Here is a 17,791-nt window from a genome sequence, read left to right on the forward strand (position 1 = left end):
CCTCGCAGCTACTCCCCGCGAATCTCCCTCGCACACCGCTGCAACTGCGCAAACGCGCGATAACGCGAGTCATGCAGCGCGGCGACGCCTGCGTCCGGCGCGTAGGTGTCCTTGACCCGCGCCATACCGCTCATCGCGGATCGAACGTCGTGGAACAGAGTGCCCGCGACGGCGCCCAGCATCGCCGCGCCGAGCAGGACGGGTTCATCGGCTTGCGTGGCGAGCACGGGCTTGCCGGTCGCATCGGCGAGTAACTGGCGCACGAGATCGAGCCGTCCCGCGCCGCCGCTGATCATCACGCGCTCGATCGGCGCACCCGCTTGCGCCTGCACCTCGATGATCTGCCGCAGACCGTAGCCGATGCTGCACACGCCGGCGACATACAGCGCCACAAGACTGTCGAGCCCGGTGTCCATGCCGAGACCGGCGATGACCGCGCGCGCGTGCGGATCGGCGAACGGCGCGCGGTTGCCGAGAAACTCGGGGACGATATGCAGGCCATCCGCGAGCTTCACCGCCTCCGACAGACTGCCGCACGACTCAGCCGCAATCCCGGCGAGCAATCCGGGCAGCGACTGGCCGGTCTCCTTCGCGCGACGTTCGGCGTCGGCAGCGGCGGGATGCATCGCGAGCAGGCGTTCGATCGCCGCGCCCGCGACCGATTGGCCGCCCTCGTTGAGCCATGCTTCCGGCACCATCGCCGAGAAGTAGGGGCCCCAGACGCCGGGGACGAACACCGGCTCGGCGGTGGTCGTCATCGTGCATGACGAGGTGCCGAACACATAGGCGAGGCATGCTTCCGGATCGCCTTGCGCGCCCACGGTGCCGATGCCGCCCGCATGGGCATCGATCACGCCCGCGCCCACCGGCGTGCCCGCGACGAGGCCGAGTTCGGCGGCGGCGTCGGCCGTGAGGCCATCGCCCAGCCGCGTACCCGGCTCCACGACGCGCTGCCCGATGCGCTCGAAGCCCTCGTCCGCCAGCGCACCGAGCCCGATGGTCCTGAAGTAGCCGTCGTCCCAGCGCTTTTCGTGTGCGAGATATGTCCATTTGCAGGTCACGGTGCAAACGGAACGCGACAGATCGCCGGTCGCGCGCCACGTCAGAAAGTCGGTGAGATCGAAGAATTGCCACGCCGCGCCGAACACTTGCGGACGGTTCTCCAGGAGCCATAGCAGCTTGGGCGTCTCCATCTCCGGCGAAATTCTGCCGCCGACATACTTGAGCACCGCATGCCCGGTCGCGTTGATGCGCTCCGCCTGTTCGACCGCGCGATGATCCATCCACACGACGATGTCGCGCTCCGCATTCTCCGACGGACCCACCGCCAGCGGCTTGCCGCCTTCGCCCAGCACGACGAGCGAGCAGGTTGCATCGAAGCTGATGCCGGCGACGGATTCGGGCGCGATCGCCGCCTGCGCGAGCGCTTCCCTGACGGCGTGGCAAACCGCGCGCCAGATCTCGCTGCTCGATTGCTCGACGATAGCGCCGCTCTCGCGATAGAGCGTGATGTCCTGCTTGGCCGTTGCCGCCATGTTGCCGGCGGCGTCGAAAATGCCGGCGCGGGCACTGCCGGTGCCGACGTCGACGCCGATCACATAACGCGCATCGGCGTTCGGGTTGGGTGCGTTCATCTCTCTGTCCGTGGCAGATATTGTGTGAGTACGACGAGCCTACATCGTGCGCGCCGTTCGTGCTCAAAGGTGCTCAGCGCTGCTCAGAGATCGACGGCATTGGGCAATATCACGAGATCGCGAATCGTCACGTTGCGCGGCCGCGTCAGCATGAAGAGCACCGATTCGGCCACTTCGCGCGGCTGCATCAGGCTGCCCGAGGCGAGGGCTTCCTCCATCTTGGCTTTCGGCCAGTCATCGAGCAGGGCGGTGACGACCGGGCCCGGCGCAACCGCGCCGACGCGCACGCCGTGCTTGGCGACCTGACGTCGCGTGGTGTGCACGAACGCCTGCACGGCGAACTTGGAAGCGGTGTAGATCGGCTCCCAGACCACCGGCACGATGCCCGCAATCGAACTCGTGAAAATGATGTCGCCCGATTTCTGCGCGACCATGTGCGGCAACACCGCATGCACCGAGCGGAACGCGGCGTTGATGTTCAGATTGAGCATGCGGTCCCATTCGTCCGGATTGCCCTCCACGACCTCGCCGCCCACATACGCGCCCGCGTTGGCGTGAAAGATATCGAGTCCGCCGGCGAGCGCGAGAATTTTTGGCAGCATCGCCGAGACCTCGGCCGGCTTCAGCAAGTCCACGGCCAGGGGGAACGCGTTCGCGCCCAGTTCCGCGCAACAGGCCGCGAGCCGGTCCTCCGCGCGGTCGATCAGCACGACTTTCGCGCCTTCCTCGATCAGCACGCGCGCGCATTCCAGTCCGATGCCCGACGCCGCGCCCGTGATGGCGGCCACTTTTCCCGCGATGGATACTGACATTGACAATTCTCCTGTTTGATCCGGCTCACGCGCGGCCGTGCGACACGCGCGACTGCCGCGCGAGCGAATCGACGATCACCGCGATCGCCAGCACCGCGCCGGTAATCATGAAGCGCAACGAAGATGAAAGATTGAGCAGCGTGAGGCCGCTTGCGATCGACTGGATCACGATGATCCCGAGCACCGCCGAATATGCGCTCCCGCGACCGCCGAACAGGCTGGTCCCGCCGATCACCGCCGCGGCGATGGCGTTCAGGTTGACGTCGCCGGTGCCCGCCTGTTGGCTCGCCGAAGCAAGACGCGCCGCCGTGAGGATGCCGCCGAGCGCGGCGAACCCCGCGCACAGCACGAACGCGCTCGTATAGATGCTGCCGACCTTGATACCGGCCCGCCGCGCGGCTTCCCGGTTGCCGCCGACGGCGTTCATCGAGCGGCCCCAGCGCGTGCGCGTCAGCGCGTAGTCCATGAGCACGGTGAGGCCGAGGAAGACGCCGAACATCAGCGGCACGCCGCGTCCGGAATTGAGGTACGCGACCACGAGTTCCAGAAACACCGTAATGGCGACGGCGCGCGCCAGCAGACCGCCGACCGACGGCGCCGACAGCCGCGCAGCCTGACGACGGGCGCGCGTGCGCAGGCCAAGCACGAGAATCGCCACGCCGGGCAACAGCGCGATGACATGCGACACGAGCGCGGGGATGATCATCAATTGCCCGAAATCGACGATCGGCGTGGAGTAGGGCAAATTGATGGAGCCGCTCGCGCCGAGCACGTAAAGCTGCATCCCGAGGATCGCGAGCAGGCCCGCCAGCGTGGAGACGAAGCTCGGCATGCCGAGCTTGTTCAGCAGGAAGGCGTACAGCGCGCCGATCAGGCCGCCGACCACGATCGCCGCGACAATGGCGAGCAGCACCGGCCAGCCTTCGTTGACCCACAGCGTGCCGACGAGCGCGGAGGCGAAGCCGCTCATCGAGCCCACCGAGAGATCGATCTCGCCGACCAGCAGCACGCAGACGATGCCGAGCGAGATCACCCCGACCGTCGAGCAGTCGAACAGCAGATTCACGAGATTGTTGGCCGACAGAAACACCGGATTCAGCGTCGTGAACACCGACCAGATGATGACGAGACCCGCGATAACCGGCAGCGAGCCGAGATCGCCCGAACGCACGCGATCGAAGAATGCGGACACGCTTTCGCCAAAGCCGCTCGCGTGCTTCACGCGGACGTCGCTGCGATCGAGCAGGGTGGAGGGTTGGGGCGCGCCTTGCGTATCGGGCGGCGCGTTGCCCGGGGTTTGCTTGCTCATGATCGATCCTTAGGCCCGGTATGCGGTTCAGGCATCCTGTTGAATCTGACGACGTCCGGCACGGCGCGATACGGCGTTTTCGGTCGCGCCGGTGATCGCGGCCACGAGTTCCGCGTTGGACGAATCGGGATAGAACACTCCGTTGTTCCGGCCGAGCCGCAACACCACGATGCGGTCCGCGACCGCGCGCACGTCCTCCATGTTGTGACTGATCATGATGACCGCGTGGCCGCGATCGCGGACGCGTTCGATCAGGTTCAGCACTTCCGCCGTCTGCGCGACGCCGAGCGCGGCTGTCGGTTCGTCGAGCATGATGAGCTTCGGGTCGAGCAGCAGCGAACGCGCGATGGCCACGGTCTGACGCTGCCCGCCCGACAGCGACGCGACCACGTCGCGTACGCTCGGAATGCGCGCCGACAGTTCGTTGAGCAGGGTCCAGGCGCGCACTTCCATCGAGACTTCGTCGAGGCGCATCGGCGCCAGCTCGCGCCCGAGATAGATGTTGGCGACGACATCCAGGTTCTCGCACAGCGCGAGGTCCTGAAACACGGTCGCGATGCCGAGATCGAGCGCGCGGCCCGGATCGGACAGCGTGACTTCCTTGCCGCCGAACGTAATGGTGCCCGCGCTCGGCTGATGCACGCCGGCCAGGACCTTGACGAGCGTCGATTTGCCCGCGCCGTTGTCGCCGACCAGCGCGACGACTTCGCCCGCATGCACGTCGAGTTCGATGTCCGTCAACGCGGACACCGCGCCGAAATGCTTCGAGACGCCGCGCAGACTCAGCACCAGCTCGCCGGGCTGGGAGCGTGCGTTGGGAATTGCATTCATGATGATCCTCTTCGATGCAAGGGAACCCGCGAACCGCCGGGTTCTTCCTGTTCCGGCCCGCTCGCTCAGTGCGTGATGCCGAGCTTCTTGCAGCCATCCGCATAGCGGTCCGTGCAAAGCTCCTTCGCATTCGCGAATCCCTTGTCGACTACTTCCGCCTTCAGGTTCTGCGCCGTGATGACCGCGGGCTTGAAGAGTTGCGTCGGCGTATTGAAGAGCCTGGTTTCGCCCTTCGGCGGCTGGCCCGACAGAAAGCCGACCGCAGCCTTCGCCGCCGCTGCCGCCACGATCTCGCTCGGCTTCAGGATCGTGTTGTACTGATCGCCGGAGATGATGAGCTGCAGGCCCGCGGTGGTCGCATCGTTGCCGGTTACGGGCGGCACCGGATTGACGCCCGCCGCCTTGAAGGCCGCGACCGTGCCGCCGGCTGTGCCGTCGTTGGCCGCCACCACGCCGACGATCTGCGAGCTGAAGCGCGTGATCTGTCCGCTGACCCACTGTTGTGCCTTGGGCGGCGCCCATTCCGGCGTGTCGTATTCGGCGAGCGTCTTGTAGCCGCCGCTTTCCAGCCCGCTATGAATGCCCTTCTTGATGAGGCCCGCTGCCGCGTCCGTCGGCGAGCCGTTGACTTCGAGCACGCCGCCCTTAGATGTCGCGACGCCGGTTGCCTTGAGATGCTCGACGAGCGATGTCGCGATCGCCTTTCCGATGCCTTCGTTATCGAACGAAACGTAGTAGTCCGCGGGCGTCGACGGCACCGGCCGGTCATACGCGATGACCTTGATGCCCTGACTCTGCGCCATATGCACCAGCGACGCGGCGGCGGTGGAATCGACCGGATCGAGGACGATCACCTTGGCGCCCTGCGCGATCACGGAATTGAACTGCTGCTGCTGGGTCGCGACGGCCGCGTTGGCGTTCTGATAGAGCACCTTGCAGTCGGGGCAGAGCTTGGCCATCTCGGCCTTGAAGCCGGGAAAATCGTGCTGCTCGTAGCGTGTCGAGGCCTGATCGGGCATCAGGAAGGCAACCGTGCCGCTCGGGGCGGCGAGCGCCGGCAGGGCGCATGACAGGCCGAAACTCAGCGCGCCCGCGCCGATCAGTCGTGTTGAGAGCGTCTTCATCGCGTGTCTCCGATTTTTAGGATTTGATCGTCGTACTACTGTGCTTGCGCAAGTCGCGCGCGTTTGAATAAGTTAGGCATCCTTGTTAATTGGACGTCTATTTCTTCGATGACACTTTCTGCCGGTTCACGTCATCCGGAGACTTCCGGCTCCAGGGCGGCTTCGATCGAATCGTCCGCGCTTGCGGCGTTGAGCCGTTGGAAGGCACGCCAGCGCGTCGGCGACATCTGCTTGAGCAACAGGAACTGGCGATTGAAATTCGAAAGATTGTTGAAGCCGACCTGATAGCAGATATCGGTGACGCTCAGTTCGTCCGCCATGAGCAACTGGCACGCGAGATTGATGCGCAGCCGGTTCACGTACTGGATAAACGGCACGCCCGTATGACGGCGGAAGTAGCGCGAGAACGCGCTCGCACTTTGTCCCGCGAGTTCCGCCAGTTCCGTCTCGCGCAATTCCTGAGAAAGGTTCTTGCCGATGAACGCCAGCACATGATTGATACGCGTCTCGCCGTAGCGGTCCGGGTCCGCGCGATACGCCGCGCTCGCGAGCTTCAGCGGCTCATCGCTTTGCACCAGCAATTCGAACAGCGCCGCCAGCAGCGCGATGCGTCGCATGCCCTGCGCGCCCAGCATCTCGCGCATGATCGGCTCGGCGGCCGCGCCCGTTTCCTGCGGAAAAAGCAGACCCCAGCGCGATGCATCGAGCAGGGACTCCATGCGCCGGAACTCCGGAAACGCCTCGGACGCGCGCGTGACGAATCCGCCGTCGAACTGCAGCACGAGGCATCGTTCGGCCACGGGCTGACCGCCGGGCACGCTGCTGACCCAGTTGTGCGGCAGGTTGGAGCCGACCATCACGAGATTGCCCGGCGCGAAGTTACCGATGTGATCGCCCACGAAGTATTTGCCCGTGGTCGCGGTAATCAGGTGAATCTCGAATTCCGGATGAAAGTGCCAGCGCACCGTGCGGTACGGATAACCGTGCGACCACACCTTGAACGATTCGTCGCGCGGCACGGCGACCAGTTCCAGATCGGGCTCGGTCGTTTTGGTGCGACGGGTATCGTCACCGCGCGCAAACGTGTCCCGATAAGTGGTCATCCGTGTCTCCGCTGCTTTTATGCTTGTGTGGCGCGATTCGTCGCGTCTTCCCATGGCTAGAAAGTAGCGCGTCCGGCGTCGCTTCACCACTTAAAATAAGACCGCTGACTGATACTTTTTTGCATTCGGGTTAGCCCCTAGCATGCAAAATGTCAACTTTTGTGCAAAGCAGCAGATGCTAACAGAGGAGTCCGAGCCCAGCCGGCATGGCTGAGCGCGATTCGAACAACGACGCGCGGGCGCTCACGCCACCTTGTGAATGGCGGACTGCTGGTAGTTCTGAATGCCGATCTTGTCGATGAGGCCGATCTGGATTTCGAGCCAGTCGATGTGATCCTCGGTGGCGTCGAGCAGTTCGACCAGAATCTCCCGCGAGACGAAGTCGCGCACGGATTCGCAATAGACGATGCCTTCCTTGCATTGCGCCTGCGCCGCCTTTTCGAGCTGAAGATCGTTCTGAAGCGCTTCGGGCGTCTGCGTGCCGATCTGAAGCGGGTGAAGGTCCTGCAAGTTGGGCATGCCATCGAGCATGAGGATTCGCTCGATCAACCTGTCGGCATGAGTCAGTTCGTCCATCGACTCGGCGTATTCGTGCGCGCCGAGGTCTTCGAAGCCCCAGTGCTTGTAGAGGCGCGCATGCAGAAGATACTGATGCACGGCGGTCAGTTCGTTCTTTAGTTCTGCGTTGAGATGCTCAATCACCTTCGGATCGCCTTGCATGCCGTCTCCCGACTGGTTGCCGTGTCACTTCCCAAGGATAGACCCTGAGCGGAGGCGGTCCGGCAACGAGACTCATTTTCATCGGTGAACGGGCGGCGGAGCGCAACGTTGGCTGCGTCCAGCTTTCGTCTGACGCTCGGACCCGGTAGAGATGGCATGTGCGCCGCGAGCCGCGCCCGATCTCATGCAAAAATACCCGCTTGTTCGACGGGGAAGGGGCGGTTCGTGGGCGTGAACTTCGATTTGAATGACTTGCAGGCATTTCGGGCTGTCGTGGAACTGGGCAGCTTTCGAAAGGCCGCGGAGGCCGTCAATATCTCGCAGCCGGCGCTGAGCCGCCGCATCGAGAAGCTCGAAGGCGCGCTCGGCGTGCGTCTCTTCGAACGCACCACGCGCAGCGTCACGCTCACCACCGTCGGACGCGTGTTCGCGCCGAGCGCAGAACAGTTGCTCGACGATCTCGATGTCGCGCTGCTCGGCATCCGCGATGTGTCGTCGAGCCGTCTGGGGCACGTGACTATCGCGTGCGTCCCGTCGGTTGCTTACTACTTTCTGCCGAACGTGGTCGCGAGCTATCACCGCCGCTTTCCGCGCATCCGTGTGAAGCTGCTGGATTCCAGCGCCAACGAAGTGCTCAGTTCCGTCATCAGCGGCGAGGCGGATTTCGGCGTGAGCTTTCTCGGCAGCCAGGAGGCCGAAGTCGAATTCAAGGTGCTGCTGCAGGAGCGCTTCGTGGCGGCCTGCCGGCGCGATCATCCGATTGCGCGCAAGAAGCGCGTCACGTGGAACGAGCTGTACGAGCACGACTACGTGTCCGTCGACAAGACTTCGGGCAATCGCCTGCTTCTCGATCAGGCGCTGTCCACCGTCGCGCCGCACGCGCCGAGCGTATGCGAGACGCGCCACGTGACCACGATGCTCGGGCTCATCGAAGCGGGACTCGGCGTTGCTGCGGTGCCGTCGATGGCCATGCCCGGGCGCGATCATCCGGTTCTGACGAGCGTGCCGCTGGTCGATCCCGTGGTGAAGCGGCGCGTGGGCATCGTGATGCGGCGCGGCAGACCGCTCGCGCCGGCCGCGCAGCAGTTTTATCGCGCGATCATCGAGATGAAGCGCGGCGGCGGCGCCACCGGCGAAAACGGCGACGCTGACTTCGGCCCGCAAGCGACAAAAACGGCCAGCAGGAAATCCGCATCGTGACCGTACCGTGGCCGCTTCGCCTGCTGTATGTGCAAGTCCTGCTCGGGATGGTGCTCGGCATGACGCTCGGCCACTTCTGGCCGCAGACCGGCGCGATGCTCAAGCCGGTGAGCGACGCGTTCATCGGGCTGGTGCGGATGATGATCGCGCCGATCGTCTTCTGCACGATCGTCGCGGGCATCACGTCGCTTGCGAGCGGCGCGACCATCGGCAGGACCATTTTCAAGGCGCTGGGCCTGTTCTATTCGCTGACCGCGCTCGCGCTTCTGCTCGGCCTCGCAACCGCCTTCGTGCTGCGTCCCGGCGCGGGCCTGCAAATCGACGTGCATCATCTGGACACGAGCATTCTCTCGCCTTACGTCCGGCGCTCGCAGCCGCACGGACTCGTCGAGTTCGCACTCGGCGTGATTCCCGAGACGATGCTCGGCGCCTTCGAGAAGGGCGAAGTGCTGCCGGTTCTGCTGTTGTCGCTGCTGTTCGGCTTCGCGCTGAACGCGAATCCGCGCGCGGGACGTCCGGTGCGGGCGTTCATCGAAGGCATCTCGCAGGTGCTCTTTCGCATCCTCGCGATGATCATGCGACTCGCGCCCATCGGCGCGTTCGGCGCGATGGCGTTCACCGTGGGGCGCTTCGGCATCCGCTCGGTCGGCTCGCTCGGCATGCTGATGGCGTCGCTCTATGTGGCGTGCGGGCTGTTCGTCGTGCTGGTGCTCGCGCCGCTCGCGCGTCTGCATGGCTTCGCGCTCTGGCGACTGTTGCGCTACCTGCGCGAGGAACTCGTGATCGTGCTCGCGACGTCCTCGACCGAGCCGGTGCTGCCGCGCCTGATCGGCAAGCTGGAGGCGCTCGGCTGCGACAAGGGCATCGTCGGGCTGGTGCTGCCCGCGGGTTATTCGTTCAATCTCGACGGCACCGCAATCTATCTGACGCTCGCGTCGATGTTCATCGCGCAGGCGTGCGACGTGCCGCTTTCAGCATCGCAGATCGCGACGATGCTCGCCGTCATGCTGCTCACGTCGAAGGGCGCGGCGGGCGTGTCCGGAAGCGGGCTCGTGGCGCTCGTCGCGACCTTGCTGGTGATGCCCGATTTGCCCGTCGCCGGCGTGGCGCTGCTGGTGGGCATCGACCGGTTCATGTCGGAGGCGCGCGCGCTGACGAGCGTGATCAGCAACGCGTGCGCGGTGATTTTCGTCTCGATGTGGGAGGGCGCGTGCGACCGGCCGCGCCTGACGATGATGCTGCGCGCCGCCGCCGACGCCGCACCGAAAGCGCCGGACTGAGCGGAACGCGGCAGACGGGTCAGTGCGTCGTGACGGAATCGAGGCCGGTCGATTGCACGCGCGACTGAACGTCCGGCGCGGCGAGATAATCGAGCAACGCTTTCGCTTCCTGCGGATGCTGCGCGCCGACCGGAATCCCCGCGGCGAAACGCGTGACGGACTGCACGGACTCCGGAATCTTGCCGACGAAGCTCGCGCCTTTCACCGGCAACAACTCGCTCACCTGCTGGAAGCCGATTTCGTAGTCGCCATTCGCCACGACCGACGCAACAGGAATGCGCGGAATCATCTTCGCTTTCTGCTTCATCTGTTCCTCGATGCCGAGCCGCTTGAACAGCTCGCGCTCGATATACACGCCGCTTGCGCTGTCCGAATAGGCAACCGACTTCGCATTCAGCAGGGTCTGTCTGAGTGCGTCGATGGAGCCGATATCCGGCTTCGCAGCGCCTTCGCGCACGACCATGCCGATGCGCGAATCCGCCAGTTCGACACGCGACCCGGGCACGACCTTGCCGGCCTTGATCAAGTCGTCGAGCGTGTAGCCGACCATGATGACGACATCAGCGGGTTCGCCGCGGTCGAGCCGGTTGGGAATGGCCTCGGGCGATTTACCCATCGACGGTCCGAGCGCCGTGTCGAGCGTATTGCCGGTGGTCGCGGAAAAACCGGGGCCGAGCAACTTGTAGGCGGCGGTGAATCCGCCCGAACTCATCACATGCAGTTCGGCGGCCTGCACGTTCGCCCACGCGAGCGATGCCGCGACGAGCGCCACGCCGCAAAACTTGCCGAGCAGATTCTTGATGATCGAGGACATATCGGTCGTACGGTCAGTGGTGTGGTTAGCGGTGTGCTCAATGAGCGGGCGTCAGCGTCACCGCGCGGCGGCGGTAGAGCGCGAACGTGGCGCACAGCGCGCAGACGGCGGCGAAGCTCATCCAGATGCCGGGCGCGGCCTTGTCGCCGGTGAAGTGGATCAGCGCCGTCGAAATGGCGGGCGTGAAGCCGCCGAAGACTGCCGTCGCGAGACTGTAGGCAAGCGAGAAGCCCGCGACGCGCACTTCCACCGGCATCACTTCCGTCAGCGCGACGACCATCGCGCCGTTGTACATGCCGTACATGAACGAGAGCCACATCAGCACGAGCAGCATGTTGACGAAGCTCGGCGCATGAGCGAGGAACGACAGCGCCGGATAAGCGGTGGCAATCGCGAGCGTGGTCATGCCGAGCAACAGCGGACGACGGCCGATGCGGTCCGAAAGCGCCCCGCCGATCGGCAGCCACACGAAGTTCGACACGCCGATGCACAACGTCACGAGCAGACTGTCCGCGGTACTCAGATGCAGCACCGTCCTGCCGAAGGTGGGCGCATACACGGTGATCAGATAAAAGCTGGTGGTGGTCATCGCGACGAGCATCAAGCCGGCGATCACGACGCCCCAGTTTTTCGCCAGCGTGCGGAAGACTTCCTGCATCGTCGGACGATGTTTGCGCGCCTTGAATTCCTGCGTTTCTTCGAGATTGCGACGCAGCATGAAGATGAACGGCACGATCATGCAGCCGACGAAGAACGGCACGCGCCATCCCCACGCGGCGATGGCCGCCGTATCGAGCCACTGATTGAGCGCAAAACCCAGCGCCGCAGCGACGACGATCGCCACCTGCTGGCTCGCGGACTGCCAGCTCACGAAGAAGCCCTTGCGGCCGGGCGTCGCCATTTCGGCGAGATACACCGACACGCCGCCCAGTTCCGCGCCCGCCGAGAAGCCCTGCAACAGACGTCCGAGCAGCACGAGCGCGGGCGCCAGAAGGCCGATGGTCGCGTAGCCCGGCACGAACGCAATCAGGATGGTGCCGCTCGCCATGATCGACAGCGTGACGATGAGCCCTTTGCGACGGCCCACGTCGTCGATATACGCGCCGAGGATGATCGCGCCGAGCGGCCGCATCAGAAAGCCGGCGCCGAAGACGGCGAAGGTCATCATCAGCGAGGCGAATTCGCTGGCGGCGGGAAAGAACACGTTGGCGATCTGCGTGGCGTAGAAGCCGAACAGAAAGAAGTCGAATTGCTCGAGGAAATTGCCGGCGGTCACGCGAAAAACTGCGGTGGCCTTGGCTTTCCCGGATAAATCGGGGGAGGGCGAGGGGTGCATCGAGTTGTCTCCAGAATCTCTGAAATACGCGGATTCCCGCGATTGTGTTTCAGCGATATTCCCCCGAGCAGGCTGAAACGATAAGTGCAAACTTCTGAACGATTGATGTTCTCTGGTTATCAATCGATTCGCACGCCCGCACAAGCCGCAGGCGCCGCACTTGTCCGGCTCATTCGACGCTCATTCTTGCGCTTTATGCTGTTTGACAGGCGGCGAAGCGATACGGCCGACGCCGTCTCTCACACGGCGAAAGCACATCATGTACGCACTTCTTGCTCATCTGCTCGGTAAAACTGCCCCTGAAGGCGATGATCCCTGTCTCGTGTCGTTCGCGGATCTGGCGGATCTCGAACGGACCGTGCGTGAGGCCGAAGGCAAGGGTGAACCGGCGACCCAAAAAAAGTCGGCGGAAGGGTTCGAAGCCTTCCGCCGATTTCATTGCAAGAGATAACCCCTGATTAGTGCGAGGCCGTCACCGCCGCCTTCATGGTCGCGTAGATGTTCTTTTTCGCGCCGCTGTTGGTCAGGATGCCATACGCGCCGGTCGGATCATCGTACAGTTCGTACCACTGGAAGCCGATCACGTTATAAGTGCTCCTGGCCGCGTACAGCTCCGGAATGGTCTTCGAGATATAGGCCTGTGCCTGGGCGGTCGAGAAATCGAAATTCACGCCGATCTCGGTGAACATGATCGGAAGATTGTATGCGTCGTGCAGGATCTTCAGCACGTTGTAGTTCGTGCCGTCCCGGCCCCACGTGTTTTCCGGGTCGAGGCCATCGGAATACCAGTGCAACTGGATGATGTCGGTCTTCACCTTCGGGTGGCCCGTCGTGCCGTCCGGCTGCGCGCCGGTCAGCATGCCCTTGTACCAGCCGAGATAGAGGAAGCCCGCCGAGGCCGTCGCGATGACCTTCGTCTGGCCTGTCGTATCGACGGAGCGCCAGCCATCGTAAGAGCCGCGCAGTGCGCCGCGCCAGATGGGCCACGTGCTGTTGTCGTAGTCGGAGATGTTCACGCCGTCGTTCGCAATCGGCCGGTTGTGACTGTCGAGATCGTATTCGTTGCCGAACTCCACCACCGGCACGCCCTTGAGCTTGGTGGCGGCGTACGCGGCCATGTTGTAGGCATACGTGTAGGCGCTCGACTCGGTCGGCGTTTTGCCGTTCAGCGTCGGGTCGTCCCACGGGTAGGCGTCGATCAGCGGCATGACCTTTACGGAGGAGCCGAGGCCGGGAATGACCTTGTCCGCGAGCATGTCGATCTGGTCGTAGCCGTGCACGTCCTGACGGAAGCCGGTGAGGCCCAGATCGACCATCGTTGCGGCTTGCGTGCTCAGCGGAGTCGACGAATAGACGCCGCCATAGGCATAGTGCCCGTTGACGCCGAAGAACGGCATGCCGTTCGCCGCATTCGATGCTCCCGCCGCACCGGTCGATGAAGCCGCGACAGGCGGCGCGGCAGGCGAAGCACCCGAAGCACCCGAAGCACCCGAAGCACCCGAAGGCGCGGACGTGGATGTCGCCGGACGCGGATCAGCGGAGACGGCCCACGCGTTGTTTTGCCAGACCCACCACAGCTTGTTCACGTTTTGCTGATAGATCTTGCCTGCATACCAGAGCAGCAACGTGACGTCCTGCGTGAATGCGGCCTTCTGATTCGCGCGATACACCACGCCGTTCTTGACGGTCCACACTGCGCCCGAAGAATCGCTGATCGAGCTTGCGGGAGGAATGGCCGTGCCGCTTACCGAGGCCGGATGCCGGGCGATATCGACGACCGCGACGGGATCATCCACGGTAGCGCTGTTAGCGACGCTCGCGGGCGTGCCGTCGCTGCTACCGCCGCCGCACGCGGACAAAATTAGTGCACCTAATGAAAAGGTGTACGCAACCAGACGTGGTTTGTTCATTTCAAGTTGGAGTCGTAGGTTGTCGATTAGATTGCCGCATATAAAGCTTTACCGAACGCTGCTTGAGCGAGTGGTACGGCTTGATACGGCAACTCGAGAAGAACGATCGCATCCGCGCGTTTGGCCTGCCGCGTACGGAGCTAGGTCGGCTTGGATCGCGAACGAATGTTACACATGTGAAATAAGTTGCGTATGGCAGAGGTCGTAACTTGTTGTAACTGGCTTAAGGCGTGGCGTAATAGTTACTCGCGATTGGTATTAACTGAAAGCCATTTGTACATTGGTCATATATTAATACTTATAAGGCTCTCATTTCTCTCAGGAAATCACGAGCCGGATCAGCGCGGCATTAATCGGACGATAATCAACGCGAAATTAATCGCGTGCTGTCCGACTGCGAATAAAAACGCACAAGCGATAACCAGTCTTTGCACGCCATAACATGCGATATTCCATCGCGCGTATCCGATCAAAAAGCCGCGCGCAATTGGGGTTCAGGCCGCTTGTGCGCGTGATTCTATTGGCGAACACTGCACTTCATTCCAGTCAGCCAGATATCCGTCCGATATATCGGACAAACAAGGGCTAGGCAGTTCGCACATACGGTTCGCCAAGTGATCAGGTCTGGAACCGGTTCCTCATTCCACTTCTCAATCAGGATCTGCACATGAAATTCGCGAATCTGAGCGCCAGAACGGCCTGCATGTTTGTCGTCGCCGGTGCGATGGCGTTGTCCGCCTGCACGAAAGTCGCCACGCCGAACGAAGCGGGCGCGACGGCCGCGCCTTCGACGCTTCAGGCCGTCTTGCAACGCGGCACCTTGCGCGTCGGTGACTGCCTGACCTTCGCGCCGTTCGGCTTCTACGACAAGAACGGTCAGCCCGACGGCTACGACGTCGATCTCGCCAAGGAACTCGCCAAGCAGATGGGCGTCAAGCTCGAAGTGGTGAACACGACGAGCGCGAACCGGATTCCGAACCTGCAAACCAGCAAGGTCGATGTCGTGTTCTGCAACTTCACGCGCAATCTGGAACGCGCGAAGGTCATCGAATTCACGACGCCGTATGTCGTCGCGAGTGAGGCGCTGCTGGTCAAGAAGAGCAGCGGGATTCAATCGGTCAAGGACATGGGCAACCGGACCATCGCGACCGTGAAGGGTTCGACCAACGGCGACGAAGTCCGCTCGCTGAACATCCCGATCAAGATTCAGGAATACGACAGCTCGCAGGCTGCGATTCTGGCGGTCAAGCAAGGCCAGGCCGACGCGATGATCGAGGACAACAACTTCCTCGCGTATCAGGCGAAGCTCGATCCCGAACTGACCGTCACGAACGAGGCGCTCGTGCCGCTCGAATACAACGGCTTCGGCGTGAAGGCCGGCGATCAGGCGTGGCTCAATTACCTGAATCTGTTCCTGTTCAACATCAACGCATCGAAGCTCAACGCACAGCTCTACAACAAGTGGTTCGGCACCGATCCGCACTATCCGCTCAATCCGCAGTTCTGAGCGCGGTTTTGAGAACGGCGCGATGTCGATATCGCAAGAGAACGGAATGTTGCGGAGGCTGAGATGAATTATGAGTGGCTGACACTCTGGGGCTATGTCCCGGAGTTCCTGAAAGCCGGCTGGCTGACCTTGCAGGTGACGCTTCTCGCGTTCGTGCTGGCGTTGCTGCTCGGTCTGCTCGCGGCGCTGGCCAGCCTGTCGCCGCTTGCGGTGGTGCGGTTCATCGCACGCGCTTATGTCGAAATCATCCGCAATACGCCGGTTCTCCTGCAGATTTTCATCGTGTTCTTCGGCTTGCCGTCGGCGGGAATTTCGCTCGATGCCTATTGGGCAGGTGTGATCGCGCTGGGTCTCAATGTCGGCGCTTATCTTTCGGAAGTGTTTCGCGCGGGCATTCAGTCGGTGCCGCGCGGACAGCTCGAAGCCGCGGGCATTCTCGGCCTCGAGCGCGGACAGATCTTCACCGAGATCGTTTTGCCGCAGGCGGCGCGCGCGGTCTATCCGGCGATCGTCAATTACCTGATTCAGCTTTTGCTCGGCACCTCGTTGCTGTCAGCCATCGCGTTGCCCGAGTTGACCGGTACCGCGACCGTCATCAATGCGCGCACGTTGCTTTATGTGCAGACGTTCACGGTCGTGCTCGTGGTGTATCTGGTGCTGAGCAATGTGCTGTCGTGGCTTGCAGGCCAGCTTGGCGCGCGGATGTTCCATCCGCCTCTGGTGCTCCGGCCGCGCGCGCGTTTCGGCGGGTTCACGTTGCGCCGCGCGAATCGCGCCTGATTCCCGAACCGGAGCCGGATCATGTCAATCGAATTGCTTAAAACGAGTCTGTCGATTCTGCTGCAAGGGCTCGTCACGACGCTGCTGCTGTCGCTCGCGGCCATTATCGGCAGCACGTTGATCGGTCTGCTTGCGGCCGTGTTGCGAACGTTCGGACCGTGGGGCACGGACCGCATCGCGAAGCTCTATACCGAGCTCTTTCGCGGCACGCCCGTTCTGATCACGCTCATGTTCATCTACTTCGGCGTGTCTTACTTCGGCTATGCGATCGATGTATTCGCGGCCGGCGTCATCGGCTTGAGTGTCTATCAGGGCGCCTATATCGCCGAAGTGTTTCGCTCCGGTATCGAGGCCGTGCCTAAGGGACAGTGGGAAGTCTCGCAGATTCTCGGGATGTCGCGCACGCAGACCTTCGCGTCCGTCGTGCTGCCTCAGACCGGCCGGATCGTGCTGCCGCCGCTCGTCGGGCAGTATCTGTCGCTCATCAAGGACACGTCGATTGTCAGCATGATCGGCATGTCGGAGTTGATGCACGGCGGCCAGGCGATTGTCGATCGCGTGGGCAAGCCCGTCGAGATTTATGGCCTCGTCGCCCTTATCTACTTTGTCGTGTGCTTCCCGCTTTCGCAATGGGTGCGCCACCATGACCGCAGGAGATTGTCGTGAGCAATCAAAGCCAGACCAAGCCCATCATTTCGCTTTCGGGCGTCAGCAAGGCATTCGGCGCGACGCGCGTGCTCAATGAGATCAATCTCGAAGTGCGCCCGGGCGAAGTGCTCGTGCTCATCGGCGCATCGGGTTCGGGCAAGAGCACGGTGCTGCGCATCATGGCGGGACTGGAGACCACGGATGCCGGCGAAGTATGGGTCAATGAAGTGCCGCTCCACGACCCGAAGCGCGCGCGAGAGATTCGCGGTCACGTCGGCATGGTGTTCCAGCAGTTCAACCTGTTTCCGCACAAGACCGCGCTCGGCAACGTCACGCTCGCGCTGATCAAGGCGCGCCGGATGAGCCCGGCCGATGCACGCAAGCGCGCGATGGAAGCGCTCGATCGCGTCGGCCTCGCGGACCGGGCGGAACATTATCCGAGCCAGTTGTCCGGCGGACAGCAGCAACGCGTCGCGATTGCGCGGGCGCTCGCCGTCGAACCGGGCATCATGTTCTTCGATGAAGCGACGTCCGCGCTCGATCCCGAACTCGTCGGCGAAGTCACCGAAGTGATGCGCGGACTCGCACGCGACGGCATGACGATGGTCGTCGTCACACATGAAATGGGCTTCGCGCGCAAGACTGCGGATCGCGTTGTCTTCATGGACAAGGGTGTGATCGCGGAGCAGGGCGACCCGGAGCAGATCTTCGTCGATCCCGCGAACGAACGCACGCGGCAGTTCCTGCATCGCGTGCTCGATCATTGATGCACGCGAGGCGGAT

Annotated in this window: 17 protein-coding genes; 7 read left to right on the plus strand and 10 right to left on the minus strand. The window is 63.1% G+C overall.

The annotated features are described in order from the left end of the window. Positions 1 to 8 precede the first annotated feature (8 nt). From BRPE64_RS22420 to bfr, 7 genes are all read right to left on the minus strand, one after another. Complete coding sequence (locus tag BRPE64_RS22420; RefSeq protein ID WP_016347154.1) at positions 9 to 1,634, minus strand: FGGY-family carbohydrate kinase; 1,626 nt, start codon at positions 1,632 to 1,634, stop codon at positions 9 to 11. 83 nt (positions 1,635 to 1,717) lie between these two features. Beyond that, on the minus strand, positions 1,718 to 2,446 hold the full coding sequence (locus tag BRPE64_RS22425; protein ID WP_016347155.1) for an SDR family oxidoreductase: 729 nt from the start codon (positions 2,444 to 2,446) through the stop codon (positions 1,718 to 1,720). Positions 2,447 to 2,471: 25 nt separating this feature from the next. Then, the gene (locus BRPE64_RS22430; RefSeq protein ID WP_016347156.1) at positions 2,472 to 3,755 is read right to left on the minus strand and encodes a sugar ABC transporter permease; all 1,284 of its coding nucleotides are present in this window, start codon (positions 3,753 to 3,755) and stop codon (positions 2,472 to 2,474) included. Positions 3,756 to 3,782: 27 nt separating this feature from the next. Beyond that, complete coding sequence (locus BRPE64_RS22435; RefSeq protein ID WP_016347157.1) at positions 3,783 to 4,586, minus strand: ATP-binding cassette domain-containing protein; 804 nt, start codon at positions 4,584 to 4,586, stop codon at positions 3,783 to 3,785. A 65-nt stretch (positions 4,587 to 4,651) separates the two neighbouring features. After that, the gene (locus tag BRPE64_RS22440; protein ID WP_016347158.1) at positions 4,652 to 5,710 is read right to left on the minus strand and encodes an ABC transporter substrate-binding protein; all 1,059 of its coding nucleotides are present in this window, start codon (positions 5,708 to 5,710) and stop codon (positions 4,652 to 4,654) included. Positions 5,711 to 5,841: 131 nt separating this feature from the next. Then, complete coding sequence (locus BRPE64_RS22445) at positions 5,842 to 6,813, minus strand: AraC family transcriptional regulator (protein ID WP_016347159.1); 972 nt, start codon at positions 6,811 to 6,813, stop codon at positions 5,842 to 5,844. Positions 6,814 to 7,056: 243 nt separating this feature from the next. Continuing rightward, positions 7,057 to 7,533, minus strand: coding sequence for a bacterioferritin (bfr, locus tag BRPE64_RS22450; RefSeq protein WP_016347160.1), 477 nt, complete (start codon positions 7,531 to 7,533; stop codon positions 7,057 to 7,059). Positions 7,534 to 7,758: 225 nt separating this feature from the next. On the opposite strand from bfr, the gene BRPE64_RS22455 reads away from it, so the two are divergent. Together BRPE64_RS22455 and dctA are read left to right on the plus strand one after the other, a co-directional pair. Beyond that, a complete protein-coding gene (locus BRPE64_RS22455; protein ID WP_016347161.1) occupies positions 7,759 to 8,733 on the plus strand; it encodes a LysR family transcriptional regulator in 975 nt (324 codons plus the stop codon). Beyond that, a complete protein-coding gene (dctA, locus tag BRPE64_RS22460) occupies positions 8,730 to 10,013 on the plus strand; it encodes a C4-dicarboxylate transporter DctA (protein ID WP_016347162.1) in 1,284 nt (427 codons plus the stop codon). The genes BRPE64_RS22455 and dctA overlap by 4 nt, the downstream gene beginning before the upstream one ends. Positions 10,014 to 10,032: 19 nt before the next feature. Here the strand turns inward: dctA and BRPE64_RS22465 are convergent, their stop codons facing one another. Together BRPE64_RS22465 and tcuC are read right to left on the minus strand one after the other, a co-directional pair. Further along, positions 10,033 to 10,815 carry a substrate-binding domain-containing protein gene (locus BRPE64_RS22465; protein ID WP_044043065.1) on the minus strand — a complete coding sequence of 261 codons (783 nt, stop codon included), beginning with the start codon at positions 10,813 to 10,815 and terminating at the stop codon, positions 10,033 to 10,035. A gap of 49 nt (positions 10,816 to 10,864) precedes the next feature. Next, positions 10,865 to 12,163: an MFS transporter gene (gene tcuC / locus BRPE64_RS22470; RefSeq protein ID WP_044042870.1), complete on the minus strand. Its 1,299-nt coding sequence runs from the start codon at positions 12,161 to 12,163 to the stop codon at positions 10,865 to 10,867. A gap of 259 nt (positions 12,164 to 12,422) precedes the next feature. On the opposite strand from tcuC, the gene BRPE64_RS32985 reads away from it, so the two are divergent. Continuing rightward, entirely contained in the window at positions 12,423 to 12,614 is a 192-nt protein-coding gene (locus BRPE64_RS32985) for a hypothetical protein (protein ID WP_144063496.1), read from the plus strand. Positions 12,615 to 12,621: 7 nt separating this feature from the next. Here the strand turns inward: BRPE64_RS32985 and BRPE64_RS22480 are convergent, their stop codons facing one another. Next, positions 12,622 to 14,022 carry a glycosyl hydrolase gene (locus tag BRPE64_RS22480; RefSeq protein ID WP_016347166.1) on the minus strand — a complete coding sequence of 467 codons (1,401 nt, stop codon included), beginning with the start codon at positions 14,020 to 14,022 and terminating at the stop codon, positions 12,622 to 12,624. Between the two features lie 718 nt (positions 14,023 to 14,740). On the opposite strand from BRPE64_RS22480, the gene BRPE64_RS22485 reads away from it, so the two are divergent. The 4 genes from BRPE64_RS22485 to BRPE64_RS22500 all read left to right on the plus strand — a co-directional run bounded on the left by BRPE64_RS22485 (position 14,741) and on the right by BRPE64_RS22500 (position 17,775). Next, positions 14,741 to 15,580, plus strand: coding sequence for an ABC transporter substrate-binding protein (locus BRPE64_RS22485; RefSeq protein ID WP_016347168.1), 840 nt, complete (start codon positions 14,741 to 14,743; stop codon positions 15,578 to 15,580). A gap of 63 nt (positions 15,581 to 15,643) precedes the next feature. Beyond that, positions 15,644 to 16,360 carry an amino acid ABC transporter permease gene (locus BRPE64_RS22490; RefSeq protein ID WP_016347169.1) on the plus strand — a complete coding sequence of 239 codons (717 nt, stop codon included), beginning with the start codon at positions 15,644 to 15,646 and terminating at the stop codon, positions 16,358 to 16,360. Positions 16,361 to 16,381: 21 nt separating this feature from the next. Beyond that, the gene (locus BRPE64_RS22495; protein ID WP_016347170.1) at positions 16,382 to 17,026 is read left to right on the plus strand and encodes an amino acid ABC transporter permease; all 645 of its coding nucleotides are present in this window, start codon (positions 16,382 to 16,384) and stop codon (positions 17,024 to 17,026) included. Continuing rightward, complete coding sequence (locus BRPE64_RS22500) at positions 17,023 to 17,775, plus strand: amino acid ABC transporter ATP-binding protein (RefSeq protein WP_016347171.1); 753 nt, start codon at positions 17,023 to 17,025, stop codon at positions 17,773 to 17,775. Before BRPE64_RS22495 ends, BRPE64_RS22500 begins: the two co-directional genes overlap by 4 nt. The last annotated feature ends 16 nt before the right edge of the window (positions 17,776 to 17,791 follow it).

Origin of the sequence: Caballeronia insecticola, from assembly GCF_000402035.1 — a bacterium.
In the GTDB taxonomy this organism is placed as follows: domain Bacteria; phylum Pseudomonadota; class Gammaproteobacteria; order Burkholderiales; family Burkholderiaceae; genus Caballeronia; species Caballeronia insecticola.